General features: G+C 70.2%; 21 protein-coding genes. 8 read left to right on the top strand and 13 right to left on the bottom strand.

Annotated elements, in window-relative coordinates:
• Positions 1–10: 10 nt before the first annotated feature.
• Both J2P76_RS13815 and J2P76_RS13810 read right to left on the bottom strand, forming a co-directional pair.
• Complete coding sequence (locus J2P76_RS13815; protein ID WP_207408274.1) at positions 11–2617, bottom strand: penicillin-binding protein 1A; 2607 nt, start codon at positions 2615–2617, stop codon at positions 11–13.
• 115 nt (positions 2618–2732) lie between these two features.
• On the bottom strand, positions 2733–4604 hold the full coding sequence (locus J2P76_RS13810) for a S9 family peptidase (protein WP_207408273.1): 1872 nt from the start codon (positions 4602–4604) through the stop codon (positions 2733–2735).
• A 144-nt stretch (positions 4605–4748) separates the two neighbouring features.
• On the opposite strand from J2P76_RS13810, the gene J2P76_RS13805 reads away from it, so the two are divergent.
• Positions 4749–5216, top strand: a complete 468-nt coding sequence (locus J2P76_RS13805; RefSeq protein ID WP_207408272.1) for a BPTD_2524 family lipoprotein — start codon at positions 4749–4751, stop codon at positions 5214–5216.
• 78 nt (positions 5217–5294) lie between these two features.
• Here the strand turns inward: J2P76_RS13805 and J2P76_RS13800 are convergent, their stop codons facing one another.
• Positions 5295–5708, bottom strand: a complete 414-nt coding sequence (locus J2P76_RS13800; protein WP_207408271.1) for a PaaI family thioesterase — start codon at positions 5706–5708, stop codon at positions 5295–5297.
• A gap of 94 nt (positions 5709–5802) precedes the next feature.
• On the opposite strand from J2P76_RS13800, the gene dinB reads away from it, so the two are divergent.
• Complete coding sequence (gene dinB / locus J2P76_RS13795) at positions 5803–6924, top strand: DNA polymerase IV (protein ID WP_207408270.1); 1122 nt, start codon at positions 5803–5805, stop codon at positions 6922–6924.
• On the opposite strand, the gene J2P76_RS13790 is transcribed toward dinB, so the two are convergent.
• Entirely contained in the window at positions 6905–7366 is a 462-nt protein-coding gene (locus J2P76_RS13790; RefSeq protein WP_207408269.1) for a GatB/YqeY domain-containing protein, read from the bottom strand. The genes dinB and J2P76_RS13790 overlap by 20 nt on opposite strands.
• A 146-nt stretch (positions 7367–7512) precedes the next feature.
• On the opposite strand from J2P76_RS13790, the gene hmpA reads away from it, so the two are divergent.
• The 3 genes from hmpA (at position 7513) to J2P76_RS13775 (ending at position 11228) form a co-directional block, all read left to right on the top strand.
• Entirely contained in the window at positions 7513–8730 is a 1218-nt protein-coding gene (hmpA, locus tag J2P76_RS13785; RefSeq protein WP_207408268.1) for an NO-inducible flavohemoprotein, read from the top strand.
• 18 nt (positions 8731–8748) lie between these two features.
• Entirely contained in the window at positions 8749–9186 is a 438-nt protein-coding gene (locus tag J2P76_RS13780; protein WP_207408267.1) for an Rrf2 family transcriptional regulator, read from the top strand.
• A gap of 794 nt (positions 9187–9980) precedes the next feature.
• Positions 9981–11228, top strand: coding sequence for a D-amino acid dehydrogenase (locus J2P76_RS13775; protein ID WP_207408266.1), 1248 nt, complete (start codon positions 9981–9983; stop codon positions 11226–11228).
• Between the two features lie 58 nt (positions 11229–11286).
• Here J2P76_RS13775 and J2P76_RS13770 read toward each other — a convergent pair whose 3' ends face one another.
• The 3 genes from J2P76_RS13770 to imuA are packed head-to-tail and all read right to left on the bottom strand — an operon-like array spanning position 11287 to position 16572.
• Entirely contained in the window at positions 11287–14460 is a 3174-nt protein-coding gene (locus tag J2P76_RS13770; protein WP_207408265.1) for an error-prone DNA polymerase, read from the bottom strand.
• An 8-nt stretch (positions 14461–14468) separates the two neighbouring features.
• Positions 14469–15935 carry a Y-family DNA polymerase gene (locus J2P76_RS13765; protein WP_207408264.1) on the bottom strand — a complete coding sequence of 489 codons (1467 nt, stop codon included), beginning with the start codon at positions 15933–15935 and terminating at the stop codon, positions 14469–14471.
• The gene (imuA, locus tag J2P76_RS13760) at positions 15865–16572 is read right to left on the bottom strand and encodes a translesion DNA synthesis-associated protein ImuA (RefSeq protein ID WP_207408263.1); all 708 of its coding nucleotides are present in this window, start codon (positions 16570–16572) and stop codon (positions 15865–15867) included. Before imuA ends, J2P76_RS13765 begins: the two co-directional genes overlap by 71 nt.
• A gap of 227 nt (positions 16573–16799) precedes the next feature.
• Between imuA and ypfH the strand changes: the two genes are divergently transcribed.
• Positions 16800–17504: an esterase gene (gene ypfH / locus J2P76_RS13755; protein WP_207408262.1), complete on the top strand. Its 705-nt coding sequence runs from the start codon at positions 16800–16802 to the stop codon at positions 17502–17504.
• A gap of 36 nt (positions 17505–17540) precedes the next feature.
• Here ypfH and J2P76_RS13750 read toward each other — a convergent pair whose 3' ends face one another.
• The 6 genes from J2P76_RS13750 to J2P76_RS13725 all read right to left on the bottom strand — a co-directional run bounded on the left by J2P76_RS13750 (position 17541) and on the right by J2P76_RS13725 (position 23433).
• Entirely contained in the window at positions 17541–19025 is a 1485-nt protein-coding gene (locus J2P76_RS13750; RefSeq protein ID WP_207408261.1) for an efflux transporter outer membrane subunit, read from the bottom strand.
• Positions 19022–19900, bottom strand: coding sequence for an efflux RND transporter periplasmic adaptor subunit (locus tag J2P76_RS13745; protein ID WP_207408260.1), 879 nt, complete (start codon positions 19898–19900; stop codon positions 19022–19024). Before J2P76_RS13745 ends, J2P76_RS13750 begins: the two co-directional genes overlap by 4 nt.
• A 4-nt stretch (positions 19901–19904) precedes the next feature.
• Positions 19905–20114, bottom strand: coding sequence for a DUF1656 domain-containing protein (locus J2P76_RS13740; RefSeq protein WP_207408259.1), 210 nt, complete (start codon positions 20112–20114; stop codon positions 19905–19907).
• Positions 20111–22168: an FUSC family protein gene (locus J2P76_RS13735; protein ID WP_207408258.1), complete on the bottom strand. Its 2058-nt coding sequence runs from the start codon at positions 22166–22168 to the stop codon at positions 20111–20113. The genes J2P76_RS13740 and J2P76_RS13735 overlap by 4 nt, the downstream gene beginning before the upstream one ends.
• On the bottom strand, positions 22165–22638 hold the full coding sequence (locus J2P76_RS13730) for a MarR family winged helix-turn-helix transcriptional regulator (protein WP_207408257.1): 474 nt from the start codon (positions 22636–22638) through the stop codon (positions 22165–22167). The genes J2P76_RS13735 and J2P76_RS13730 overlap by 4 nt, the downstream gene beginning before the upstream one ends.
• Before the next feature lie 201 nt (positions 22639–22839).
• Positions 22840–23433, bottom strand: a complete 594-nt coding sequence (locus J2P76_RS13725; RefSeq protein WP_207408256.1) for a helix-turn-helix domain-containing protein — start codon at positions 23431–23433, stop codon at positions 22840–22842.
• 179 nt (positions 23434–23612) lie between these two features.
• Between J2P76_RS13725 and J2P76_RS13720 the strand changes: the two genes are divergently transcribed.
• Together J2P76_RS13720 and J2P76_RS13715 are read left to right on the top strand one after the other, a co-directional pair.
• Positions 23613–24401, top strand: coding sequence for an aldolase (locus tag J2P76_RS13720; protein ID WP_207408255.1), 789 nt, complete (start codon positions 23613–23615; stop codon positions 24399–24401).
• An 11-nt stretch (positions 24402–24412) separates the two neighbouring features.
• Complete coding sequence (locus tag J2P76_RS13715) at positions 24413–25498, top strand: TRAP transporter substrate-binding protein (RefSeq protein ID WP_207408254.1); 1086 nt, start codon at positions 24413–24415, stop codon at positions 25496–25498.
• Positions 25499–25510: the final 12 nt, after the last annotated feature.

The following is a 25510-nucleotide window of genomic DNA, read 5'->3' as shown; positions in this document are numbered from 1 at the left end:
GTGGCCGTGGTCAGAGCGGCCGCGATTCGACCGAGCCGGGCGCCTGGATCGGCCGGGCATTGGCCGGGCCGGGCGCCGAAGGGATGGGAATGGTGAGGATGGGCGCGGGGCCCGGGGACGGGGGCGCCGCGGCGGGCACGGCCGGCGGCGGGCCGGCCTGGCCGACCTGCGGCACCGGGATGGGCGGCATCGGCAGCCCGCCGCCCTGGGGCGGGGCATCCAGCGGGCGCACCTGGGTGGGCGCGCTGTCGCTGGGCCGCATGTTGTTCAGGAAGTCGGTCAGGGCGTCGCCGCTGGACAGGTCGAGCGCGGCCACGGCCTGGCCGGGCGGGAATTCAGAGAAATAGTATTCGCCGTTGTGCACGATCAGGCCGCCGGGCAGGGGCCGCTGCGGCTGTTCGGGTACGCCCTGCAGCATGGGCTGCATGTAGTCCAGCCAGGTGGTCAGCGCCAGGCCGCTGCCGAACGCGTTGGTGCCCAGCGAACGGGGCTGGTCGAAGCCCATCCAGACGGTGGTGGTGAGCGTGGGCGTGTAGCCGCTGAACCAGACGTCGACCGCGTCGTTGGTGGTGCCCGTCTTGCCGGCCAGGTCGGAGCGCTTGAGGGTGCGCTTGGCGCGCGCGCCGGTGCCGATGGAAGCCACGTCGCGCAGCATGTCGTCCATGACCCAGGCGGTGCGCGGGTCGATGGCGCGCGCCGCTGCGTCGCCCGCCACCGTGGGCTGGGCCTGCATCAGCACTTTGCCGGAACGGTCGGTGACGCGGTCGATCAGGTACGGCGGCACGCGGTAGCCGCCGTTGGCGAACACGGTATAGGCGCTGGCCACCTGCAGTGGGGTGGCCCCGCCCGCGCCCAGCGCCATCGGCAGCACGGCCGGCCAGCGCTCTTTCTGGAAGCCGAAGCGGGTCAGGTAGTCTTGCGCGTACTGCGGCGTAATGGCCTGCAGCACGCGGATCGACACCATGTTCTTGGAACGGTACAGGCCCTGCCGCAGGGTCTGCATGGGTTCGTATTCATTGCCGTCGTTCTTGGGGGCCCAGGGGCGCGAGCCGGTCTGTTCGACGCTGAGCGTGAAGGGCTGGTCGGATACCTGGGTGGCCGGCGTCATGCCGCGCTCGAGCGCGGCGGCGTACACGAACGGCTTGATGGTGGAGCCGGGCTGGCGCCAGGCCTGCGTGGCCCGGTTGAACGAGCCGCGGTAGAAATCGAAGCCGCCGATCAGGGCCCGCACCGCGCCGTCTTGCGGCGCCAGCGACACCAGCGCCGCCTGCAGCGTGGGCATGTTGATGATTTCCCAGGTGTCGCCGTTTTTATGCAGGTACACCACCGACCCGCGCCGGATGCGGATATCGTCGTCGGCCTTCGGGCCCAGGGCGCGCGCCACGACGGCCAGGGCTTTCTTGTCGGACACGGTGATGATTTCGTTGGCGCTGCGCGCCACCTTCACTTCGGTGGGGCTGGCCGACAGCACCACGCCGGCCAGCAGGTCGCCGCTGTCGGGCGATTCTTCCTGCACGCCGTCGAGGATTTCTTCGAACGCCTGCGGATCGTGCTCGATGCCGTCGGGCAGGTCGAGCTGGTCTTCGGGGCCGGGGTAGGGCGCGCGGCGGGTGTAGTCGAGCACGCCGGCGCGCACGGCTTCGTAGGCGGCCTGCTGCGACTTGGAAGCGATGGTGGTGTAGACGTCGATGCCGCGCGTGTAGGTTTCGTCCTGGAACATGCCGTACATGATCTGCCGCACCAGCTCTGCCGGGTATTCGCCGTGCACCGCGAAGCCGTTGGATTGCGCGCCTTCGCTGCCGCGGATCAGCAGGGGCTGGTCCAGCGCGGCCTGCGCCTGTTCCGGCGTGAGATAGCCCAGCGCCTGCATGCGGCCCAGCACATAGTGCTGGCGCACCTTGGCGCGCTCGAGGTTGGTGATGGGGTTGGAGCGCGACGGCGCCTTGGGGACGCCCGCCAGCAGCGCGGCCTCGGCGGCGGTGATCTCGGACAGCGGCTTGCCGAAATACGTGCGCGACGCGGCGGCGAAGCCGTAGGCGCGGTGCCCCAGGTAGATCTGGTTCATGTAGAGCTCGAGGATCTGGTCTTTGGTGAGCTCGGATTCGATCTTGAACGTAAGCAGCAGTTCGTAGAACTTGCGCGAATAGGTTTTTTCGGACGACAGGTAGAAGTTGCGCGCCACCTGCATGGTGATGGTGCTGGCGCCCTGCGACTTCGACATGCTGACCAGGTTGGCCAGGCTGGCGCGCAGCATGCCCGCCCAGTCGATGCCGCCGTGCTGGTAGAAGTTGTCGTCTTCGGCGGCCAGGATGGCCTGCTTCATGACCAGGGGGATTTCGTCGAAGCGCAGCACGTTGCGGTGCTCTTCGCCGAATTCGCCGATCAGGACGTGGTCGGCCGTGTAGATGCGCAGCGGCACGCTGGGCCGGTAGTCGGTCATGGCGTGCAGGGCGGGCAGGCTGGGCCAGGCCAGCGCGACGGCCAGCGCCAGCAGCAGCGCGCCGCACGCGGCCAGGCCGGCCAGGGCCACGGCGGCCTTGGCCAGGAAGCGCTTGTGCAGGAACTGCCTGACGCCCCGGCGGGGGGCGGGGGTGGAGGGGTGCTCAGGGGTATTCATTGCTGCCGATTCTAGGTCAGAACCGGATAGACCCGCCCGCGGGCCATTAGGTTTCCGTAACCAAACATGCCAAGAGGGCGGGCGGCCGGCCCGGTCCGGGTTCGTGCCCCGTTTTTTATGGTTTCAGGTGTTCCACGAAAAAGGCTTCCATGGCCGCGTAGAACTCGAATTTGTTTTCGTCGTTGTGGAATCCGTGGCCTTCGTTGTCTTTGACCAGGTATTCGACTTCGACGCCGCGCTGCCGCAGGGCCTGCACGACCTGGTCGCTTTCGGCCTTGTTGACGCGCGGGTCCTGGGCGCCCTGGGCGATCAGCAGCGGGGTGCGGATGCGGTCGACGTGCAGGGCCGGCGAAGTGGCGGCCAGGCGGTCGTGGTCGCGCTCGGGGTGGCCCACCATGTCGTGCATCTTGGCCAGCAGCGGCTTCCAGTAGGGCGGAATGGTGTTCATGAAGGTGAACAGGTTGGATACGCCCACGTAGTCGACGGCGGCCGCGTACAGTTCGGGGGTGAAGGCAATGCCGGCCAGCGTGGCATAGCCGCCGTAGCTGCCGCCGTAAATGCCGATGCGGGCCGGGTCGGCGATGCCCTGGTCGATCAGCCAGCGCACGCCGTCGGTGATGTCGTCCTGCATGGCCAGGCCCCATTGGCCGAAGCTGGCTTCCCAGAAACGGCGGCCGTAGCCGGTGGAGCCGCGGAAATTCATCTGCAGCACGCAGAAGCCGCGGTTGGCCAGGAACTGCACCTCGGGGTTGTAGCCCCAGCCGTCGCGCGCCCAGGGCCCGCCGTGGGGGTTGACGATGCACGGCAGGCCGCGCGGCGGGCGGCCGGCGGGCAGGGTCAGGTAGCCGTGGATTTCCAGCCCGTCGCGGCTGGTGTAGCGCACCGGCCGCACCTGCGCCATGTCGGCCTCGGGAATGGACGGATTGATGTCGGCCAGCTTGTGCAGCGTGCCCGCGCCGCTCTGGAACAGGTAGCGCGCGCCCGGCGTGCGGTCGTTGTAGGCGGCCACGATGAAGGTGTCTTCATCGCGGTTCCAGCCCTGGATGGCCAGGTCATAGCCGGGCAGCAGGTCTTCCAGCTGCCCGTACAGCGCTTCGGTAGGGGCGTCGAAATAATGGCGGCGCGGCTTGTCGGTCTGGTAGGCGGCCAGCGTCAGCACGCGGCGCTTGCGCGAATAGCCGGCCGCGTCGAGGTCGACCTCGTCGGTGGCGAACACGAGTTCTTCGTCGTCGGGCCGGGCCGGGTCGACGATGACCAGCGCCAGCTTGTCGCGCCCGCGGTTGCTCAGTGCGTAGAAGCGGCGGTCGTCGAACGTGAAGAAGGCCGGGCTGACGGTGGTGCGGTAGTCGGTGGTGATCAGCGCACGGAACGGCGCGGCCTCGTCGTCGCGGTACAGCAGGGTGGTGTCGAGCCCGTCGCTGGTCAGGGCGGCGCGCACCTTGCCGGCGTGGTCGGTCTGCCAGCCGACCACGTTGCCGGGGTTCTGCGCCACCAGCGCGGCCGCGCCGGTGCGCACATTGACGCGGTACACGTCGAACACTTGCGGGTCGCGCTGGTTGTGGCTGATCAGCACGTGGTCGGGGTCGTCGGGCAGGTCGTCTTCGATGCCGGCCCGCACGCCGGGGTAGGGCGTCAGGTCGTGGGCCGTGCCGGTGCGCGCATTGACGGCCAGCACGTGGAAGTTCTCATCGCCGCCGAAATCTTTCTGGTACAGCACGATGTCGCTGCCTTTCCAGAAGAAATTGCTGATGTCGCGCGCGGTTTCGCCGGTGAGCCGCCGCGGCTCGCCGGCGGGACGGCCGTCTTGCAGCGCCTGTACGAAAATGTTCATGCGGGCCGGATGTTCATCCATCGCCACCGGCTGCATGAAACCCAGCGTCCTGCCGTCGTCGGCCAGGCGGAAAAACCCCCGGTCGGGGTTGCGGAAGAAGTCTTTCAGGGGGTAGCGGCGCGGCGGCTGGGCGGCCGCGGAAGAGGCGTGGGGCAAAGCGGGTCTCCTGGGCCGGGCGGGCCCGGCGGTATCCGCCGATCATGCCACAGGCGGGGCGGGCGCGTCGAACCGGCGCGCGCGTTCCGGTGGCGGGCGGGCGGCCGATTGCGGGATAATCGCAGCCACGTTACGGGAGTCAACATGATCAGAGTTGCAGTGGCAGCGGCGCTGGGCGCCGCGGGCCTGGCGGGATGCTCGACCGGCCTTTCCGGCGGCAGTGCGCTGACCGACAGCTTTACGGTGCAGTCCGGTTACCGCGATGCCTACAGCGCCGCCGAGGCGCAGGCCGAGCGCTGCCTGCGCGGCACGGGTGCCTACACGGTGCACGGTGAGGTCGACCAGGCCGGGCGCGGCGCCCTGGTGCGCGTCGAGGTGCCGTTCACCAACGACGACGTGGCGCGCGTGCGCATCGCCGCGCTGGACGAGCGCCAATCGAAAGTGGACGTCGCCATGTGGGGGCGCGGCATCTGGAATACCGACGCCATGCGCGCCATGCGCGAAGCCATTATTTACGGCGTGCCTTCGTGCGTGGCGTACATGCCGGGCGACCCGCGCCCCGCCGAGCAGGTCTGGGAACTGCCGCGGCCGATGCCGCAGCCGCAGCGTTAAGGCATGGTCCGATCGGGGACGCCGCGGAGCCGGCTTTGCCGATCCGCCAGATGGAACGCGCGCAGCGCTTCGGGGGGATCAATCCCCGCCAGGCCGCCGCTTGATGATCTTGAACGTGGCGGACGCCCTGGCCACCAGTTGGCCGTCGGCGCCGCGCACTTCGCCTTCGCAGAACGCGATCGAGGCGCCGCGCCGCAGGCAGCGCGCTTCGATGACCAGGTCGCCGGTGCCGGGCGACATGAAGCTGGTGGTCATGTCGATGGTGGCCATGCCCAGGGCGGGATCGTTGCCGCGGGCGGCCGCGCTGAGGGTGAAGTCGAGCACGCTCATCAGGGTGCCGCCGTGGATGTCGCCGCGGCTGTTGGTGAGGTCGGCGCGCCAGGGCAGCACGGTGCGGGCGCTGTCGGGGCCGATCCTGTCCGGAACCAGTCCCATCAGGCTCATCAGCGGGATGGTCAGGCCGAAGTAATCAGTAGGGGCGGGCGAGGTCATGAATACGGGCAAGTATCGGTGGATGCGTGAGAGCGCGTCATAATATTCTTTTTTCCATCCCATCGCCGTCCGTATCGCCCGCCGGGTGCCTGTCATGCCATCGTCTTCGCGCAAGATCGTACACGTCGACATGGACGCGTTCTACGCGTCGGTCGAACAGCGCGACAATCCGGCGCTGCGCGGGCTGCCGGTGGTGGTGGCCTGGGAAGGCCCGCGCTCGGTGGTGTGCGCGGCCTCGTACGAGGCGCGACGCTATGGGGTGCATTCGGCCATGTCGGTGGCGCGCGCGCAGCGCCTGTGTCCCGCCGCGGTCTACGTGCCGCCCGATTTCAACCGCTACCGCGATGTGTCGCGCCAGGTGCGGCAGATATTCGCGCGCCACACCGACCTGATCGAGCCGCTGTCGCTGGACGAGGCCTACCTGGACGTCACGGCCAACAAGCAGGGGCTGCCATCGGCCACCGAGGTGGCGCGCGCCATCCGCCGCGAGATCCTGCAGGAAACCCGGCTGACCGCATCGGCGGGGGTGGCGCCCAACAAGTTCCTGGCCAAGATCGCATCCGACTGGGACAAGCCCGACGGGCTGTTCGTCATCAAGCCCGCCCAGGTGCTGGCGTTCTTGCAGCCGCTGCCGGTGCGCAAGGTGCCCGGGGTGGGCAAAGTGATGCAGGGCCGGCTCGAGACGCTGGGCGTGCATACCGTGGGAGACCTGGCGCGCTACACGGCGGCCGAGCTCGAGCATCACTTCGGGCGCTACGGCATCCGCCTGCACGAGCTGTCGCAGGGCATCGACCGGCGCGAGGTGCAGCCGGACGCCCCGTTGCAGCAGATTTCGGCCGAGACCACCTTCGCCGTCGACCAGCCGCTGGGCGCCCTGGACGAGCCGCTGGCGCGGCTGGCCGTGAAGGTGTGGGGCCAGGCCGTGAAAAAAGGCGCGGTGGGCCGCACGGTGGTGCTGAAACTCAAGACCGACCGGTTCCGCATCCTGACGCGCACGCTGACGCTGACGCGCGCGCCGGCATCGGCCGAGGCCCTGGCCGAGGTGGCGCGCCAGCTGTGTGCGCGCGTCGACCTGCCGGCGCACACGCGCTACCGGCTGGCGGGCGTGGGAATGAGCAATTTCGATGATCCCGCCGCGCTGGCGCGCCAGGCCGACCTGGATCTGTTCGGCCCGGCGGGGGCGGGGCTGGCGCTGCCTACACCAGACGCTGCTTGACCTGCTGCGACACCAGGGTCATGTCGGCGCGGCCGGCCAGGGCGGCCTTCAGGATGGCCATGACCTTGCCCATGGCGGGCCCGCCGCTGACGCCCTGTTTGGCCACTTCGGCCAGCGCGGCGCTGATGGCGGCGTCGATTTCTTCCGGCGTGGCGGCCTGCGGCAGGAATTCGCGCAACACGTCGAGCTCGGCGGTTTCCTGGGCGGCGGTTTCAAGGCGGCCGGCCTGTTCGAAGGCGGCGATCGATTCGCGTCGCTGCTTGACCTGCTTTTCGATGATGGCGGTGATTTCGGCGTCGGTCAGTTCGTGGCGTTCATCGACTTCTTTCTGCTTGACCGCGGCGAACAGGAACCGCAGGGTGGACAGGCGCTGCGAATCGCGCGCGCGCATGGCGTCTTTGATGGCGTCGGACAGGCGGGTCTTGAGCGAGATGCTGCTCATGGTGAAACCTTTATGGTGGATACGGCTGAACTGATGTTTTAACCGGGCGCCGGTGCGCCGCGCAAACGCCGGCCGGTATGGCCGTCTTTAAAATGTATAATAAATACATGTTTTAAGCCTCACCCGTAGACGAAGGAGCAGTACTCATGTTGAGCCAGGAAGTCCGCACACTGGTCAAGGCCACCGCGCCTGTTCTGAAAACCCATGGCGAGGCGCTGACCCGCCATTTTTATGCCCGCATGTTCCGCCACAACCCGGAACTGAAGCAGGTGTTCAATCAGGGCCACCAAGAGGGCGGACAGCAGCAGCAGGCTCTGGCCGCGGCCGTGGCGGCCTACGCCGAGCACATCGACGACCCGTCGGTGCTGGCGCCGGTGGTGACGCGCATCGTGCACAAGCATGTCAGCCTGGGCATCCGCCCCGAACACTACGCCATCGTGGGCAAGCACCTGCTGGCCTCGATCAGCGAGGTGCTGGGCGCGGCCGCCACCGACGAGCTGATCGCCGCCTGGGCGGCCGCCTATGGCCAGCTGGCCGACCTGCTCATCGCCGAAGAGGCCCGCCTGTACGCGCAGTCGGCCGGCAAGGACGGCGGCTGGACGGGCTGGCGCGCTTTCCGGGTGGAACGCAAGGTGCCCGAAAGCGCCGAGATCACTTCGTTCTACCTGGTGCCGGCCGATGGCGGCAGCGTGCCCGACTACCTGCCGGGCCAGTATATTTCGCTGCGCGTGTATGTGCCTGAACTGGGGCTGATGCAGCCGCGCCAGTACAGTTTGTCCGATGCGCCCGGCCAGGGGCGGCTGCGCATTTCGGTCAAGCGCGAAGGCGGCAAGGCCGGCGCGCCGGCGGGCAGCGTGTCCAACCTGCTGCATGCCCGCGTGCAGGAAGGCGATGTGCTGGACCTGGCGCCGCCGCAGGGCGATTTCACGCTGGACGCCCGGCGCGCCGCGCCCGTGGTGCTGCTGAGCGGCGGGGTGGGGCTGACGCCCATGGTGTCGATGCTGAACCATCTGGTGGCGCGCGACGACGGCCGCCAGATCCGCTTTGTGCATGCCTGCCGCGACAGTTCGGTGCATGCCATGAAAGCGCACATCAACACGGTGACGCAGGCGCGGCCGAACGTGCGCAAGGTAATCTACTACGAAACGGTGGGCACCGGCGACCAGCCCGGCCGCGACTACGACTACGCCGGCCGCATGGACCTGCCGGCGATCCGCGACGTGGCGGTGCTGCCCGACGCCGATTACTACCTGTGCGGCCCGCTGCCGTTCATGGACGCGCAGCGCAAGAGCCTGGCCGATCTGGGCGTGGCATCCGACCGCATCCATGCCGAAGTCTTCGGCACGGGCGGCCCGGGCGCTTAGCCGGTATAGTCTGGCCGCATGCAACTGACCCGATACACCGACTTCGGCCTGCGCGTGCTGATGTACCTGACGCAGGACAACGGCCGCGCGACGCCCGCGACGATTCCCGAAATCGCCGCGCGCTTCGATGTATCGCGCAACCATATGGTGAAGGTGGTGCATTTCCTGGCCCAGCAGGGCTGGGTGGCCACCGCCCGCGGCAAGGGCGGCGGCCTGCGCCTGGCCCACCCGCCCTCGGCCTACCGGGTGGGCGACCTGGTGCGCGCCCTGGAACACCAGGGCGCCCTGATCAACTGCGCCGAGCCGCCCTGTGCCCTGAACGGCCTGTGCCGCCTGTCCGGCGTGCTGGCCGACAGCCTGCAGGTGTTCTACGACGCCTTGAATCGGCATACCTTGGCGGATCTGGTGCGCGCGCCTACAGGGGAGGCGATCGTGCGCTTACATCGGGTGGCTTAGCGGGCTTTTTTCGCGTTTTGGGGGGTGTTCTTCTGGCGTCGGTCCGGGCAGCGAGGCATGGCCCGGGCTTCACGGGGCCGGCCTGGCGCCTTCGCGCCAGGCACCGCGTCGTCAACCGCGTCAGCCTGCGGCCTCCTTCGGTTTCCCTCGCTCGGCCCCGAGGCGCCCGGACCATGCCCCGCCGCCCGGCCCGACTCGCAGCAGCGGCAAGCCCAGTCATCGCCGGGACGGCCGGAGTCCTTGAGCTTCGTGGGGCGCGCTCGTCTTGAGAGAAAAATCGTGCAGGGCCGCTGCGCAACGCCGCCCAGCGCGGCGCTGCGCAGCATTCGGGCATGGATCTGCGGCGGCTTGCGGGCCCGAGGTGTCAGTCACCCTCACACGCCACATTGAACGAATGCCCCCGCCGGCCGCGCAGGGCGGCCGGCGGGGGCGGCCCCGCAAGACCCTTCTCTTTGACCCCCCGCTGCCGACGAAGGCAAGAACCCTTCTCGTCCCGGCGGCAGGTCAATTGGCTTGACCGCGAGTCGGGGCGGGGCGTGGGGGCGGGCGCGGCGCCTCGGGGCCGGGCCCGGGCGCGCAGGGCGCCCGGACGGCCCCGTGAAGCCAAGCCCGCCCCCACGCCCCGCTCCGACGCCAGAAGAACCAAACCCACTCCCCCTAGACCGAAAGAGACCTCCCAACCAAGGCAGCCCCAGAAAGAAAACTTTAGGTTATGGGAGCTTGCGAGTTTGGCATTTGCCGGGGGAGCGGCGGCATTCCAGAATGGCTGCAAGTATGGTTATTCAGGGTTTTCCATGAGGGTATGCGTAATCGGCGCCGGCGTGGTCGGGGTGACGTCGGCTTATTTCCTGGCCCGGCAGGGGCACGAGGTGGTGCTGGTCGACAGCCGGGCCCGCCCGGCCACGGTGTCCAGCTATGCCAACGGCGGGCAGCTCAGCTACAGCTATGTGGCGCCGCTGGCCGGCCCGGGGGTCTTGTCCAGCGTGCCGGGGTGGCTGCTGCGCGCCGATTCGCCGCTGCGTTTCCGACCGCGCCTGGATCCGCATCAGTGGCTGTGGAGCCTGCGGTTCGCGCTGGCCTGCCGCGCGTCGGTGGCGCAGGCTTCCACGGCACAGCTGCAGGCCTTGTCGTATCTGAGCCGCGACGTGATGCACCGCCTGCTCGAGCAGGAAGAACTCGATTTCGGCCATGTGCGCAACGGCAAGCTGATCGCCTATCGCAGCCCGGAACTGCTTGAAAAAGCCCGCAAGCTGGTAGCCTACCAGGCCGCGCTGGGCGCCGAGCAGCGGGTGCTGGACGCGGCCGATACGTTGAAGCTGGAGCCGGCCCTGGCCGGGCTGGGCCGCCGCCTGGCGGGCGCGGTCTACACCCCCAGCGAAGAGGCCGGCGATTGCCGGCAGTTCACCGAGGCCCTGTTCCGGCGCCTGAAAGAACTGGGCAACGCCGAATGCCGCATGGCCAGCCCGGTGCACGGGCTGCGCCGCGCCGGCCGCAAGATCGTGGCGGTGGAAACCGCCCATGGCGATATCGGCGCCGACGCAGTGGTGCTGGCCGCCGGCATGGGTTCGCGCGCGTTGCTCAGGCCGCTGGGCCAGGACGTGCCGCTGTATCCGCTGAAAGGCTACAGCCTGAGCGTGCCGCTGGCGCCCGATGACAACACCGCCCCGGCCATCAGCGTGACCGACTACGAGCGGCGCATCGTCTATGCCCGCGTGGGCCGGATGCTGCGCATCGCCGCCATGGTCGACATCGGCAGCCGGGACGCCGATATCGATCCCGCCCGCATCGCCTTGCTGAAGCGCCAGGTGAACGAGGCCTTCCCGCAGCTGGACCTGAGCGAGGCGGTGCCCTGGGCCGGCCTGCGTCCGGCCACGCCCACCGGCAAGCCCCTGATCGGCGCCAGCCGGGTGGCCGACAACCTGTGGCTGAACATCGGCCAGGGAGCGCTCGGCTTCACCCTGGCCTGCGGCAGCGCGGCCTTGCTGACGGCGCAGATGTCGGGCCTGGAACTGCCTGTAGACGCCGGGCCGTTCAAACCGTAGCCGTCGGCAAACCATCGGCTGCGGTTCCAGGCATCTGGCATGGAGGCCGCCCGCGTGCTCAGTGGAAGTTGCGGCTGCGCGTCGACAGTCCGCCCAGCAGCGCCGACAGGTCCACCAGCCGCTGTGCGATCAGGTGGCGCACGCCATTGGCGCTTTGCCAGATGCCGTATACCCCCAGCAGCGTGGCGCCCAGCAGTTCGCGGCGCTGGCGCTCGATCAGTTCATTGCGCACCACCACGTTGACCGGCCCGGTTTCGTCTTCCAGGGTGACGAAGATGGTGCCCTTGGCGGTTTGCGGCCGCTGGCGCACGGTGACCAGGCCGCAGGCGCGCGCCAGGCGGCGGTCGGGGTAAGTGCCGAGCACGGCGGCGGTTTCGAAGCGCAGCGCCTGCAGGCGCGGCCGCAGCAGCGCCAGGGGATGGCGCCGCAGCGTCAGGCGCAGGCTGCGGTAGTCGGCGGAAATGGATTGCCCTTCGGTGGGCGCCGGCAGGGCGGGCGCGGCGGCTTCGGCCACGTCGGCATCGCGCAGCAGGTCGCGGTGGGCGACGCTGGCGCTGGCTTCCCAGCTGGCCAGGCGGCGGTGCCCGGCCAGGGTGCGCAGGGCATCGGCGGCGGCCAGCGCGTCGAGTTCGTGGCGGCTGAGCGCGGCGCGGCGGCCCAGGTCGCGCGTGTCGGCGTAGGGCCGTGCGGCGCGCGCCTGTTCGATGCGGCGGCCGGCGTCTTCCGACAGGCCCTGCACCTGGTTCAGGCCCAGCCGCACGGCGGGCCGTTCAGCGGGCTGGCCGGCGGGGCCGGGCAGGTTTTCCAGCGAAGCTTCCCAGCCGCTGATGGCCACGTCGGCCGGCAGCACGACGACCTCGTGGCGGCGCGCGTCCTGCACCAGTTGGGCCGGCGCATAAAAGCCCATGGGCTGCGAATTGAGCAGCGCCGCCAGGAAGGCTTCGGGTTCGTGGCGCTTGAGCCACGAACTGGCATAGGCCAGCAGTGCGAAGCTGGCCGCGTGGCTTTCCGGGAAACCGTATTCGCCGAAGCCCTCGATCTGGCGGATGATGGCCTCGGCGAACTCGGCGCTGTAGCCGTTTTTCAGCAGGCCGGCGACCAGCTGGTCGGTGTATTTGCTGATGCCGCCCTTGCGCTTCCAGGACGCCATCGAGCGCCGCAGCGCATCGGCCTCGCCGGCGCTGAAATCGGCCGCCACCATGGCGATCTGCATGACCTGTTCCTGGAAAATGGGCACGCCCAGCGTGCGCGTAAGCACGCCTTCCACGGCTGCGCTGGGATAGGTGACGGGCGCTCCGTTGCGCCGCTTCAGGTAGGGATGCACCATGCCGCCCTGGATCGGGCCGGGCCGCACGATGGCCACCTGAACCACCAGGTCGTAGTAGTTGCGCGGCTTCAGGCGCGGCAGCATGCTCATCTGCGCGCGCGATTCGATCTGGAAGACGCCGATGGTGTCGGCATCGCAGATCATTTCGTAGGTGGGATCGTCGCCTTGCGGGATTTCATGCAGCGCCAGCGGCCGGCCGCGCCGCTGTGCGGCGAAATCCAGCGCGCGGTGCAGTACCGACAGCATGCCCAGGGCCAGGATATCCACCTTGAGCAGGCCCAGCGCGTCGAGATCGTCCTTGTCCCACTGCACCACGCTGCGGTCGGGCATGGCGGCGTTTTCGATGGGCACCAGGCGGGCCAGGTTGCCGCGCGAGATCACGAAGCCGCCGGGGTGCTGCGACAAATGGCGCGGAAAGCCGATCAGGGTTTCGGCCAGCACGGCCCAGTGCCGCGCCACGCGGGATTCGGGGTCCAGGCCGCAGGCGCCCAGCGTGCGCAGCATGGCCTGCCGGCCGTCCCACCACTGGTGCGCGCGCGCCACGGCATCGATGATGCCCAGATCGACGCCCAGCGCGCGGCCGGTGTCGCGCAGCACGCTGCGCGGGCGGTATGAAATCACCACGCCAGTCAGCGCGGCGCGGTGCCGTCCGTATTTATCGTAGATGTACTGGATGATTTCTTCGCGGCGCTGGTGCTCGAAATCGACGTCGATATCCGGCGGCTCGTTGCGCTCTTTGCTGATGAAGCGTTCGAACAGGGCCTTGCTTTGCTCGGGCGGCACCGCGGTGATGCCCAGGCAATAGCAGACCACCGAATTGGCGGCCGAGCCGCGCCCCTGGCACAGGATGTTCCGGCGGCGCGCTTCCTGCACGATGTCGTAGACCGTCAGGAAATAGGGCTCGTATTCCAGTTCGGCGATCAGCGAGAGTTCTTTTTCGATCTGGGTGGCGACGGATGCGGGAACATTGCCGTGGTAGCGGCCGCGGGCGCCCGCATAGACTTCGCGGCGCAGGTAGCTGGCGGGGGTTTCGCCGGCCGGCACGATTTCGTCGGGATACTCGTAGCGCAGCGTGCGCAGCGAAAAGCTGCAGCGCTGCGCGATGGCCAGGGTCTGCGCCAGGGCGTCGGGCGGGTACAGCGCAGCCAGGCGCAGGCGGGTGCGCAGATGCTGCTCGGCATTGGCCTGCAGGTCGTAGCCGCATTGCGCCACGCTGCGCTTGCTGCGGATGGCCGCCAGCGTGTCGTGCAGCGGCTTGCGCGAACGCAGGTGCATCTGCACCCGGCCCAGCGCCACGATGGGCAGCGCGGCGGCCTGCGCGGCCTGCTGCACGGCGGCGCGGTGCAGGTCGTCGCGCGCGTGGTGCAGCAGGGTCAGGCCGACCCAGGCGCGCCCCGGGAACGTGCGCGCCAGCCAGGCGGCCTGGCGGGTCAGCGCTTCGGCATCGGTGCCGTCGGGCGGCGCCAGGATGGCCAGGCAATCGGGCATGCCGCGCAGGTGCGCATGGGCCGGGCCGGGCGCGGCGATGTCGTCGGCCAGCAGCCGGTATTCGCCCTTGGGCGCGCGTGAGCGGCCCAGCGTGATCAGTTCGGACAGATTGCCGTAGCCCTCGCGGTTCTGCGCCAGCAGCACCACAGTAAGATCGGGCGCGCCGGCGCCGCCGTGCAACACCAGGGTGCTGCCGATGATGAGCGGCAATTTGCGGGATTCGGCCGCCACGTGCGCGCGCACCACGCCCGCCAGCGAGCACTCGTCGGTGATGGCCAGCGCGGCATAGCCCAGCTGCGCGGCCTGTTCGACCAGCTCTTCAGGATGCGAGGCGCCCTGCAGAAACGAGAAATTGGACAGGCACTGCAGTTCGGCATAGGGCGGCAGCAGGCCGGGCGGGAGCGAAGACGGCGGCATGGCGGACCCTAAGCGTAGCGCCCGTGCAGGAACCAGCGGGCGTGCTCGGTATCGCGTTCGCGGTACAGCCAGTAGCGCGCCGCGGCGGCGTCTTCGGCCACGAAATAATCGCGCACGGTCAGGGTGGCGTCCCACCAGCCGCTTTCGATGCGCTCGGGGCCGCGCACCAGGCGCAAGGGCTGCCCGGCATAGGCGGGGCGGTTCTGGATGACCTGCAGCGGCACGGGCGGGTCCAGCAGCCAGAACGGACGGTCGAGCAGCCCCGGCAGGGCGCCCTGGCCGCCGGGGCCGTCCTGCGCCGCCTGCCAGCCGTTGGCGGCTTCGGGGCGGTGGTCGGCCACGGGCCGCGCGTGCAGGACGCGCTCGCGGCCCAGCCGGGCGCTGAGCAGGTCCAGCAGCCGCGCGTGTTCGGCCGGCGTGCCGCCGGGCTCGGGAAACAGGCAGGTGCTGGCGGCGGGCTGTTCGACGGTGTCGGCCACGCGCAAGACCAGGGCGATGACCGGCGCCTCGAGCTGCAGGCGGCCGAGTTTTTCGCGCAGCAGGCCCAGCAGGTGCGGCTGCTGCCAGGCCGGCTGGGCCAGGCTCAGGGGCAGCACGGTGGGCGGGCGGGCACGCCGGCCGCGTTCGTGTTCCAGCACCAGCGTCAGGTGCCGCACCGCGCGCTGCCGGGCGGCCAGCCAGCCGCAGAGCTGTTCGAGCAGGCGGCGCGCCGAGGCCAGCACGGCGCCGGCATGCTCGATGTAGTCGGGCAGTTCCAGCCGCTGCCGGAAGCGCGCGGGCGGCTGGATCCAGGCATGGCATTCGGGGGTGGCGCCATAGGCCGTGTCGAGCGCCCGGACCAGTTCGGTGCCGCAGCGCCGCTGCAACCCGGCGCGCGGCAGGCGGCGCAGCGCGCCCAGGGTGTGGCAGCCGATGTCGTGCAGCCAGTCCAGGCGCGGCTGGGCGCTGGGCAGCAGGGCGCAGGGCAAGGCATCCAGCCGGCGCGCCAGCGTGGCGGCCTTCAGTACGCGGCGCGGCGCCCGGGGCGCGGCCTGGCGCGCCAGCAGCCAGGCGCCCTGGGCCGTGGGGGCCTGGCCCAGCGAGGCGTGCAGGCCCATGGCGCGCAGCGTGGCGGCCACGCGCCGGTGCAGCGCGCGCGGGCCGCCGAAATACGCCAGGCTGGCATCGACCTGCAGCAGCACGGTGTCGGGTTCGGCCAGGGCGATGTCGGGCGTGTATTGCAGCAGGGCCAGCGCCGCTTCGTGCAGGATGCGGTTTTCGGCCGGCAGGTCGCGCGCCAGCAGGGCGATGGACGGCGCCAGGGCCGCCGCGCCGGCGCGCCGCATGCCGGGCTGCAGCCCGGCCGCGGCGGCGGCGGGGGTGAGGGCGGCGATGCGCTCTTGTTCCAGCACCGCGAAGGCCGCGTCACGAGGCCATTGCGGGCGTGCGGCGTCCAGCGGCAGGCAGCGCAGGAAGGCGGCGATCCAGAGGGGCATGGCGGGGCGGTGCGGAAACCGGCGGCGTGGCGGGTTCGAAAACAATGTGCAGCGGTTCGGCGCAGGCCGGGCCGCGCCGCTTCAGGATGTGGACCGACAGCCCGCCCGGCACGGGGGCCAGCGCCAGCCGCAAGAGGGCGGGCGAGGCCTGCTGCGCCGCCGTGGCGGGACGCAGGGCGAAGCACAGGGTGCTGCCGCCCTGGGCGGCCAGGTGCAGGCGGCGCAGCGCTTCGGGCCGCGCTGCGGGCAGCCAGCAAAGCAGGGCGCCGCAACTGCCGTGCTTGAGGATTTGCTCGGCGGCCCACAGGGCGTCGGCGGGGCGTTCGGGCGCCACCCACAGCAACTGGCGGGGGGCCAGGCGCCAGCCCTGCCAGCAGGCCAGGTGCGGCACGTGCGGGGGCTGCACCAGCGCGATGGCCTGGCGGCTGTCGAGCTGGGCCAGGGCGGGCTGCAGCAGGCGGATTTCGCCGACGCCCGGATGCGGGGCCAGCAATTCCACCAACGCACCCGGCGGCCAGCCGCCGCCCGGCAACAGCGCGGACAGCGCGGCATGGCCGGTGGGAACCCCGCGTTCGGCGCCGCGGGCCAATTGCGTGGCGCGCCACAGGGCGGGGTGGATGTGTTCGGGGGGCAACATTTGGGGGGATCCGTTATTACTGTATGAATATACAGTAATTTGAGTTCTTCAGGCGCCGCGGCGGCGGGCCGGGCGGGGGCGGGCTTCACGGTGCGGTCCGGGCGCCCGGGGCCGGCACACGTGCGTCGCCCCGCCCGCCCAAGCGGTCCGGAACGGTGCCGGAACTCAAATCCAGAGCCTGGACCCGGGATCTACAATGACGGCTCAGACCCAGCCAGAGCCTCGCCATGTCCAACGCCGCCGCCCTAGAGTTCTTGCCCGACCCGGGCATCGAGATCAAGCAGTTGTTCATCCTGCTGCACGGCGTGGGCGGCGGGCCGCAGGATCTGCAGCCGTTGGCGCGGGCGTTGCGCGCCGCGTTCCCGCAGGCTGCCATCCTGGCGCCGGCGGGGTTCGAGCCTGGCGATGGCGCGGCCGGCGGGCGGCAGTGGTTTTCAGTGCAGGGGGTTGATGACGACAACCGCGCCGAACGCGTGGCGCGCGCCCTGCCGGCGCTGGTTGAATACATCCGGGCCGCGCAGGCGCGCCTGGGGCTGCTGCAGTCGGACACCGCGCTGGCGGGATTCTCGCAGGGGGCCATCATGGCGCTGGAAGCGGTGCAGGCCCACGACGGCCTGGCCGGGCGGGTGCTGGCCTTTTCCGGGCGCTATGCGCAATTGCCAAAAAGCGCCCCGCAATACACCACCATTCACCTGCTGCATGGCGCCGACGACGCCGTCATGGCGGTATCGCATGCCCAGGCGGCCCAGGCGCGGCTGGATGCCCTGCATGGCGATGCCACGATCGACGTGGCCAGCCGCGTGGGGCATGTGCTGCATCCGGCTCTGGTGCAGCGCGCCATCGAGCGCCTGCAGACCTGCGTGCCGCTGCGCAGCTGGGAAGCGGCGCTGGGCCTGAACCAGGCGCCGCCGCAGGGCTCGACGCTGCACTGAGGCCCGCGCGGCCTCTCGTTTTCCGCATGAACGGCTTCACGCGCCAGGCGCGCCTGGCGCCGCGTTGCCTGCGTGCGCGGCATCGGCGGTGCTGACGGGCGTGTCTTGCCAGCCGCCGCCCAGCGCCAGGAACAGGGCGATCTGGTCGATGCTCAGCGCCGCCTGCGAGGCCGCCAGCGCGCTTTCGTTGCCGGCCAGCGTGCGCTGTGCGTCCAGCACGGTCAGGTAGTCGGTCTTGCCGGCCTGGAACAGTTGCTGGGCCTGGCCGGCGGCCAGTGCGCTCTGGTCGCGAGCCGCCTGCAGCGCGGCCTCGCGGTCGAGCTGGCGCGCATACGTGACCAGCGCGCTCTCGGTTTCACGCAAGGCGCCCAGCACCGTGGCGTCAAAGCGCGCCAGCGCCGCGCCGGCGCCCGCGCGGGCCTGGGCGATGCGCGCCTGGGCCGCGCCCGTGTTGGGCAGGGTCCAGGAAATCAGCGGGCCGATGCTCCAGCTGAACGTGCCGCGCTCGCCCACGATGGCGGCGGGGCCGGCCGAACCGCCGGATAGGCCCAGCGTAATAGTGGGGTACAGCTCGGCCGTGGCCACGCCGATGCGGGCGGTGGCGGCGGCCAGCGCGCGTTCGGCCTGGCGGATGTCGGGCCGGCGGCGCAGCAGCGCCGCGCCATCGCCCACCGGGATGGGCTGCGCCAGGCGCGGCGGCCGGGCGCAGTCGAGCAGCGTGGCGGGCATTTCGGCGGGGGTATGGCCGGTAAGCGCGGCCAGGCGATACAGGGCGGTGCGCTGGCTGGCCTGGAACGGCGGCAGGTCGGCCTGCAGCTGTTCGAGCTGGCTGCGCGCGCGCGTGACATCCAGCGTGGTGCCGCGGCCGGCCTGCTGCAGGCGCTGCACGGCATCGAGCGAATCGCGCTGCACCTGGACCGAATGCCGGGCCGAGGCCAGCTGCATGCCGGCCGCGCAGATGTCGGCATAGGCGTGCGCCGTCTCGGCCGCCACGGTTACGCGCGCGGCATCGTAGGCGGCCTGGGCCGCCTGCTCGTCGCCGGACGCGGCCTCGATGGCGCGGCGGATCTGGCCGAACAGGTCTACCTGGTAGGCCACGCTGATGCCGCCGGAATACGACCAGCTGTCGGGCGGCCGCACATCGGGGGCGCCGGCCTGCACGCCCGAGACATGCCCGAACGCCGGCGCGGCATTCACGCCCAGCGTGGGCTGCTGCTGCCCGCGCGCCTCGCGCGTGGCGGCCTGGGCCCGCTGCAGGTTGGCCGCGGCGATGCGAAGGTCGGTATTGGCCCGCAGCGCCTGGCCGATCAAGGCATCCAGCGCGGGGTCCTGGTACAGCCGCCACCAGGTTCCGGGTACGGCATCCTGCCGGAACGCCGTTTCGCGGGCCTGCAGGAAATCAGCCGAGGCGGTGGGCCGGTTGACGGCGGCGCTGGCGGGCACCTGGTAGTCGGGGCCGACGGCGGCGCAGCCGGCCAGCGCCAGGGCCAGCGGCAGTACGCACAGGGGGCGGATGTTCATGATGCGTTGACCTCCACCGTGGCGGTCTGGCCGGCCACCAGCCGCACCCCCTTGGGCACTTCGTCGATCTGCACGCGCACGGGGATGCGCTGCGCCAGCCGCACCCAGTTGAAAGTGGGATTGACGTTGGGCAGCAGGTTGGCGCCGGTGCTGCGGTCGCGGTCGGCAATGCCCATGGCGATGCTCTGCACGTGGCCGCGGATCTGGCGCGAGTCGCCCATCAGGGTGACCAGGACCGCATCGCCTTCATGGATGTGCACCAGCTTGGTTTCTTCGAAATAGCCTTCCACATAGAACGAGCCGGCGTCGACCAGCGCCATGACGCCGTGCGCCGCGGTGGCGTAAGAACCCACGCGCAGGTCCAGGTTGGTGACCCGCCCGTCGGTGGGCGCCACCACGCGGCTGCGCGCCAGGTTCAGCTTGGCGGTTTCGCGCTGCACCTGGGCCTCGGCCAGCGCGGCTTCGGCCTGCTGCAGGCGCGCCTGGCTTTGCTCCAGCGCCTCGGCCGATACCAGCTTGCCCAGCGAGCGGTTGCGGCGCGCATCGCGCGCGGCCTGGTCGCGCGCCACTTGCTGCGCGCGTACCGCGGCCTGTGCCTGGTCATAGGCCAGCTGGAAGCGGGCGCGGTCGATTTCGAACAAGACGTCGCCCGCCTTGACGTCCTGGTTGTCGTGCACGGGCACGGCGGTTACCAGGCCCGACACATCGGGCGCGACCTGCACGACATAGGCCTTGACGCGGCCATCGCGCGTCCAGGGCTCGACTTCGTAGTGCGTCCACAGTTGCCAGCCGGCATAGACCGCCGCGCAGACGGTCAGCGCCGTCACGAGAAACTTGCCCACGATGGGGCGGCGCAGCGTGTTGAGGATATTCATGGTGCTACTTCAGTACGTAAGGTGAAATCAGGTAAACGCCGTACAGCAATACGACGTAGAGCGCGGCATCGAACAGCGCCGGATGCCACACCAGCCGATAGAAACCCGCGCGCGCCAGCAGGCGCCGCGCGGCCCAGGCCACGCCCAGCGTGGCCAGCCCCAGCACCAGCAGCCAGGGGAAATAAATGCCGTAGAAATTGAATTCGCCAATCATGATGCGTGCGCCGGCGGCAGGACGTCGGACCGGTAGTCGGGGGCTTGCGGAAACAGGGCGCGGCGGATGCCCACCAGCGCCACCACGGCGCGGTCGCGCGCGGCCAGGGCGCCCGGCGTGGCCGTGACGCGCGCCAGCGCGCGGTCGATGTCGGCCAGCAGGGCGGGAAAGTCGGCGGCGCCGCGGCCGCCGCCCGCCAGGCGCTGCCGGAAAAACCCCGCCAGCCCGCCCAGCACGGGCCGGATGGCGGGTTCGGCGGCCGGCAGCACGCGCCGCGCGCGCTGCAGTTCGGCGATGTCGTTGCCCACGCGCAGGTCTTTCAGCGCGTCGGCGGCCAACTGGTCGTCGGCCCGCCTGGCCAGCGCCAGGCGCGGCTGCAGCAGGCCGATGCGGTCGAGCATGCGCAGCGTATAGGCCGAGCGCGACGGCGCGCGGCCGGCGCTGGCCAGCGCGGCCAATTCTTTCCAGTTGGCCGCCTGGATGCGGCGCGCGCTCTGCTCGGCGCTGATGGTGCGGAAGATCGCCGCGATGAGCGCGGCCGTGGCCACGCCGATGATCTGCGCGGCCATGGTGTCGATGAACGACACCAGGTCGGCGGTGTGGGTGTCGTGCAGCGCCAGCGTGCCCAGGAAGCCGAACAGCAGCGCCATGGCCCTGAGGGTATAGGCCGGCCGCGGGATCAGCGCGCCCAGCGCCAGCGCCACCGGCAGGATCGACAGCGCCAGCATCTCGAACGAATGGATGGCGGGCATGATGCCCAGCAGGTACAGCGCCGACAGCGGAATCGAATAAATGGTGTACAGCAGGAACTGCATGATGCCGGGCACGGGGTTGTCCTGCGCGGCGAAGAAGCAGCTGAAAATGGCCGCCATCATGGCGGCGGTGGCGCCGTTGCTCCAGGCCGTGCCGATCCAGAAAACGCAGCACACCGATATGGCCAGCGCGGCCGCCAGGGCCGACAGCAGGGCCAGGCCGTGGTCGTGGTGCAGGATCGAGCCGGCGCCCAGGCGGGCCGCGCGCGCGCCCTGGCGCGGCGCGCCGGCCAGGCCGGCGCGGATGTCGTGGCGCAGCGCCAGGCAGCGGGCATAAGCCTCGACCAGCTCGCGCAGGCGCGCCACCAGGCTGGCCAGCAGCGCGTCGCGCCAGCTGGCGGCCGGGCCGATATCGGGCGCCAGCTGCGCCAGCGCGGCGCGCAGCGTGGCCGCGCTGGCGCGGTCGGCTTGCGGCCCGGCGTCGATCCAGGCGGCGATGTCGTCCAGCACCCGCGCCACCGGTTCGGGCAGGGCGTGGCCGCCTTCCTGCAGGGCGCGCAGGCGGTCGTCCACTGCCGACACCAGCGGTGTCAGGGCGGCAATCTGGTCTTGCATGGCGCGCACGGCGCCGGCGGTCCAGCGGATGTTGCCGGTGTCGAACGGCACGTGGGTCGACAGCATGCGCAGCAGCGTGATGTCTTCGGCCAGCGCCCGGCGTTCTTTGCCGTGCTGCGCGGCGTCGCGCTGGATCAGGGTTTCGCGGATCCAGTTGCGCGCATCGCGCACCGTGGCGTCCAGCCGGGCCATCAGCGGCCCGGCGATGCCGCGCGGCAGCACCAGGCTGTGAGCCAGCGTGGCGCACACGATGCCCAGGCTGATTTCCTCGACCCGCGCCAGCGCCGTGTCGAACACGGTGGCGGGATCGGTGACGCTGGGGAAACCGATCATGGCGGCGGTGTAGCCCGCCAGCATGAACAGGTACGAGCGCGGCGTGCGGTCCAGCACCGCGATATACAGGCACAGGCCGACCCAGGTCACCATGGCCAGGATCATCAGCACGGGCGCATTGGACAGCCGCGGCACCAGGTACACCATCACGGCGCTGCCGAAGAACGTGCCGCCCAGGCGGAACACCGCCTTCGAACGCACCGCGCCCGCCCAGGGCTGCGACACCACGTAGGCGGTGGTCATGGCCCAGAACGGGCGCGACAGGCCCATGGTGTACGAAAGATAAAGCGCCGCTATGGCGCCCACGTAGCACTTGACCGAGAAGATCAGCTCATCGCTGTTGGGCAGCTTCATGGCCGGTCTTCTTCGGTGGCCGAGGCCGATTGCCGGCCCAGGGTGGTCTTGAGCGTGTCGAAGACGCGCAGGCAGGCTTCCAGGTCGGTGTCGCTGACGTTCTTGAACAGCCGGCGGCGCAGGGCGGCCAGCACGCATTCGACGCGCTCGCGCAGGGCCTGGCCGTCGGGCGTCAGGTGCAGGGTGCGGGCGCGGCGGTCGTTCGGGTCTTCGCGGCGTTCCATCAGGCCGGCCGACACCAGGTGGTCGAGCACGCGCACCAGGGAAGGGCCTTCGACGCCCAGCGCCTCGGCCAGGGCGCCCTGGCGCACGCCGTCGCCCAGGCGGCCGGCGATGATCACGGGCCATGCCGTGGCCTGCGAAAGGCCGTATTCGGACAGGGCGGCATCGGCGGCGCCGCGGTAGGCGCGCGACAGCACCATCAGGCTGGCCGTGGCGGCCATGAGGCGGGAGTCGGAAGGGGATTTCATGAGTTGTATTGTATGCTATTTATTAGCATCCTATCAATATGGCGAGGCCATTGCGCGGTTCGCGTGCTAGCCCGACCGGACGGCGCGGGACGGCGATCGATGCATGCGAACCGCTGCCGGATCCTGTGCAGCAAGGTCGGCAACTAGGTCGGCCTGCAATGAAATTCAGGGTGCCTGAAGTGCCTCCCGCTTCCGGGGGGATCAATCACTGGCGATGATGATCAGGGCGCGGGCCGTCTTGCGGCCCTCGGCCCGCAGGCTGTGCGGCAGGTAGCCGGGAAAGCGCACGCTGTCGTCGCGTTCCAGCAGCACGGTGTGTTCGCCGAAATGCACGCGCACGCGGCCTTCCAGCACGAAGATCAGCTCGTCGCCGCCGTGGTGGGCGACGGTGCGTTCGCCATGGGTGCCCACTTGCACCACCATGACCGACAGGCCGCTGCCGGTGCCGCCCATGGTGATGGCCTCGTAGGCGTGCTCGCCCGGGTCGGTGGCGGAAGAGGCCATGCGGTGCCGCTCGTTGGCGCGCACGATGTGGATTTCATCTTGCGGATCGGTTTCGCCCAGCAGCGCCGACAGCGTGGTGTCCAGGGCTACCGCCACCGTGTGCAGAGAGCCCACCGAGGCGAATTTTTCGCCTCGCTCCAGGCGCGACAGGAAGCCCTTGTCCAGGCCGGTCAGGGCCGACAGCTGCGCCAGCGTCAGCTTGCGGCGGCGCCGCGTGGCCCGCATCCGCAGCCCCACCTGCTGGGCATCGGGGGCGGCGGGAGCGGGCGGCGGCAGGCGTTTCGGCGGCATGGGGCGGGCGGCAATCAAGACAGCGAAGGCAGCATGATGCCACTTTTGGCTGGCCGCGGCAGCGCCCGTCTGCGGGTTTCCCCGCGTTGAGTGTTTGGGCAATTATTTGTACTTTGGGCAACAAGTTGCCTATAAGGCAACATAAAAAATACCGTTTTGCCATTACCAGGATGATCAAGATGTCGAACTACACTTCCCAGGACAAGGACGCCCTGCGCCGCCGTGTCGATCGCGAGATCGAAGAGCGCGCGGCGCCGCAGGCGGCCTGGACGCCTGCCCAGAAAATGGCGCTGGCCTGCCGCATGCTGGCCGCGCAAGGCCACTGGCATGGCGGCCTGGCCGGCCAGATCACCGCGCGCGGCGAGGCGCCGGGCTCGATCCTGACTCTGCCGTTCGGCATGGGCGCCGACGAGGCGCGCGCCAGCGAGCTGATCCTGATCGACGAAGACATCAACCCGCTGGACGGCAAGTCGCTGCCCAATCCGGCCAACCGCTTCCATGCCTGGGTGTACCGGCACCGGCCCGAGGTGCAGTGCATCGTGCACACGCACCCGCCGGCGGTATCGGCGCTGTCGATGGTGGGCGAGCCGCTGGTGGTGGCGCACATGGACGCCACGCCGTTTTTCGACGACTGCGCCTATCTGCCTGAATGGCCGGGCCTGCCCATCGGCGACGACGAGGGCGAAATCATCTCGGCGGCGCTGGGCGGCAAGCGCGCCATCCTGCTGGCCAACCACGGCATGCTGACGGCCGGCAAGTCGATCGAAGAGGCCACGGTCATGGCGATCTGGCTGGAGCAGGTGGCCGCCCTGCAGCTGCGCGCCCGCGCCATCGGGCCGGTCAAGCCGGTGCCCGCCGAGCTGGCGCGCGAGTCGCACGATTTCCTGGTCAAGCCGAAGATCCTGGCGCTGACGTTTGCCTATTTCGCCCGCCGCGTCCTGCGCGAGGCGCCCGACTGCATCGAATAAGGAGCCGTGCCATGCAACGTCGTCGATTCCTGACCCTGGCCGGCGCCGGCGGCGCCGCGCTGGCCGCGCCCGCCGTGGCGCAAGAGGCGCCCACCGTCAATTGGCGCATGCCCAGCAGCTTTCCGCGCTCGCTCGATACCGTGTGGGGCGCGGCCGAGTTTCTTACCGCGAAAGTGGCCGCGCTGACCGATGGCAAATTCAGCATCCGGCCGTTTTCGGCCGGCGAGCTGGTGCCGCCGCTGCAGGTGCTGGATGCAGTGCAGAACGGCACCACCGAATGCGGCCACACCGCCGGCTTCTACTACCTGGGCAAAGAGCCGGCGCTGGTGTTCGACACGGGCGTGCCGTTCGGCCTGACGCCGCGCCAGCACATGGCCTGGCTGCTGCATGGCGGCGGCCAGGCGCTGGTCGACGAGGCCTACGCCCGCTTCAATGCGCTGGCGATCCCGTGCGGCAATACCGGCGCGCAGATGGGCGGCTGGTTCCGCAAGGAAATCAACAGCCCCGACGACCTGAAGGGCCTGCGCATCCGCACGCCGGGGCTGCTTAGCATGGTGTACGAAAAGCTCGGCGCGATTCCGCAGCAGGTGGCCGGCAGCGATATTTATCCGGCGCTGGAAAAGGGGTCGCTGGACGCGGTGGAGTTCGTCGGGCCGTACGACGACGAGAAGCTGGGCTTCGCCAAGGTGGCGCGCTACTACTATGGGCCGGGCGTGCTGGAACTGGGCGCCAGCCTGTGCCTGGCCATCAACCGCGACAGCTGGGCCAGGCTGCCGCCGCGCTATCAGGAAGCGCTGCGCGCGGCCAGCGCCTGCGCGGCCGACGACCTGCTTGCCAAGTACGACGCCAACAATATTCCGGCCCTGAAGCGGCTGGTGGGGCAGGGCGTCAAGTTGAAGGCCTGGCCGCCCGAGGTCATGCACGCCATGCAGCGCGCCACCCGCGACGTGCTGGACGATTACGCCGCCAAGGACCCGGGTTTTGCCAAGGTGCTGGCGTCGTGGCGCGCATTCCGGTCCGACCAGCTGCTGTGGGCCAGCGTGAACGATGGCGCCGCCGAGAACTACCTGATGGCCACGCGCGAAAACGGCCTGTAGGGCCGCGCCGGG

Origin of the sequence: Bordetella petrii (genome assembly GCF_017356245.1) — a bacterium.
Taxonomy (GTDB): domain Bacteria; phylum Pseudomonadota; class Gammaproteobacteria; order Burkholderiales; family Burkholderiaceae_B; genus Bordetella_A; species Bordetella_A petrii_D.
This window is presented reverse-complemented; position numbering and strand designations above follow the sequence as displayed.

Coding starts and splice junctions, on each gene's coding strand:
- J2P76_RS13815 (WP_207408274.1), bottom strand. CDS start 2,617: ATGAATACCCCTGAGCACCCCTCCACCCCCGCCCCCCGCCGGGGCGTC.
- J2P76_RS13805 (WP_207408272.1), top strand. CDS start 4,749: ATGATCAGAGTTGCAGTGGCAGCGGCGCTGGGCGCCGCGGGCCTGGCG.
- J2P76_RS13800 (WP_207408271.1), bottom strand. CDS start 5,708: ATGACCTCGCCCGCCCCTACTGATTACTTCGGCCTGACCATCCCGCTG.
- dinB (WP_207408270.1), top strand. CDS start 5,803: ATGCCATCGTCTTCGCGCAAGATCGTACACGTCGACATGGACGCGTTC.
- J2P76_RS13790 (WP_207408269.1), bottom strand. CDS start 7,366: ATGAGCAGCATCTCGCTCAAGACCCGCCTGTCCGACGCCATCAAAGAC.
- hmpA (WP_207408268.1), top strand. CDS start 7,513: ATGTTGAGCCAGGAAGTCCGCACACTGGTCAAGGCCACCGCGCCTGTT.
- J2P76_RS13780 (WP_207408267.1), top strand. CDS start 8,749: ATGCAACTGACCCGATACACCGACTTCGGCCTGCGCGTGCTGATGTAC.
- J2P76_RS13775 (WP_207408266.1), top strand. CDS start 9,981: ATGAGGGTATGCGTAATCGGCGCCGGCGTGGTCGGGGTGACGTCGGCT.
- J2P76_RS13770 (WP_207408265.1), bottom strand. CDS start 14,460: ATGCCGCCGTCTTCGCTCCCGCCCGGCCTGCTGCCGCCCTATGCCGAA.
- J2P76_RS13765 (WP_207408264.1), bottom strand. CDS start 15,935: ATGCCCCTCTGGATCGCCGCCTTCCTGCGCTGCCTGCCGCTGGACGCC.
- imuA (WP_207408263.1), bottom strand. CDS start 16,572: ATGTTGCCCCCCGAACACATCCACCCCGCCCTGTGGCGCGCCACGCAA.
- ypfH (WP_207408262.1), top strand. CDS start 16,800: ATGTCCAACGCCGCCGCCCTAGAGTTCTTGCCCGACCCGGGCATCGAG.
- J2P76_RS13750 (WP_207408261.1), bottom strand. CDS start 19,025: ATGAACATCCGCCCCCTGTGCGTACTGCCGCTGGCCCTGGCGCTGGCC.
- J2P76_RS13745 (WP_207408260.1), bottom strand. CDS start 19,900: ATGAATATCCTCAACACGCTGCGCCGCCCCATCGTGGGCAAGTTTCTC.
- J2P76_RS13740 (WP_207408259.1), bottom strand. CDS start 20,114: ATGATTGGCGAATTCAATTTCTACGGCATTTATTTCCCCTGGCTGCTG.
- J2P76_RS13735 (WP_207408258.1), bottom strand. CDS start 22,168: ATGAAGCTGCCCAACAGCGATGAGCTGATCTTCTCGGTCAAGTGCTAC.
- J2P76_RS13730 (WP_207408257.1), bottom strand. CDS start 22,638: ATGAAATCCCCTTCCGACTCCCGCCTCATGGCCGCCACGGCCAGCCTG.
- J2P76_RS13725 (WP_207408256.1), bottom strand. CDS start 23,433: ATGCCGCCGAAACGCCTGCCGCCGCCCGCTCCCGCCGCCCCCGATGCC.
- J2P76_RS13720 (WP_207408255.1), top strand. CDS start 23,613: ATGTCGAACTACACTTCCCAGGACAAGGACGCCCTGCGCCGCCGTGTC.
- J2P76_RS13715 (WP_207408254.1), top strand. CDS start 24,413: ATGCAACGTCGTCGATTCCTGACCCTGGCCGGCGCCGGCGGCGCCGCG.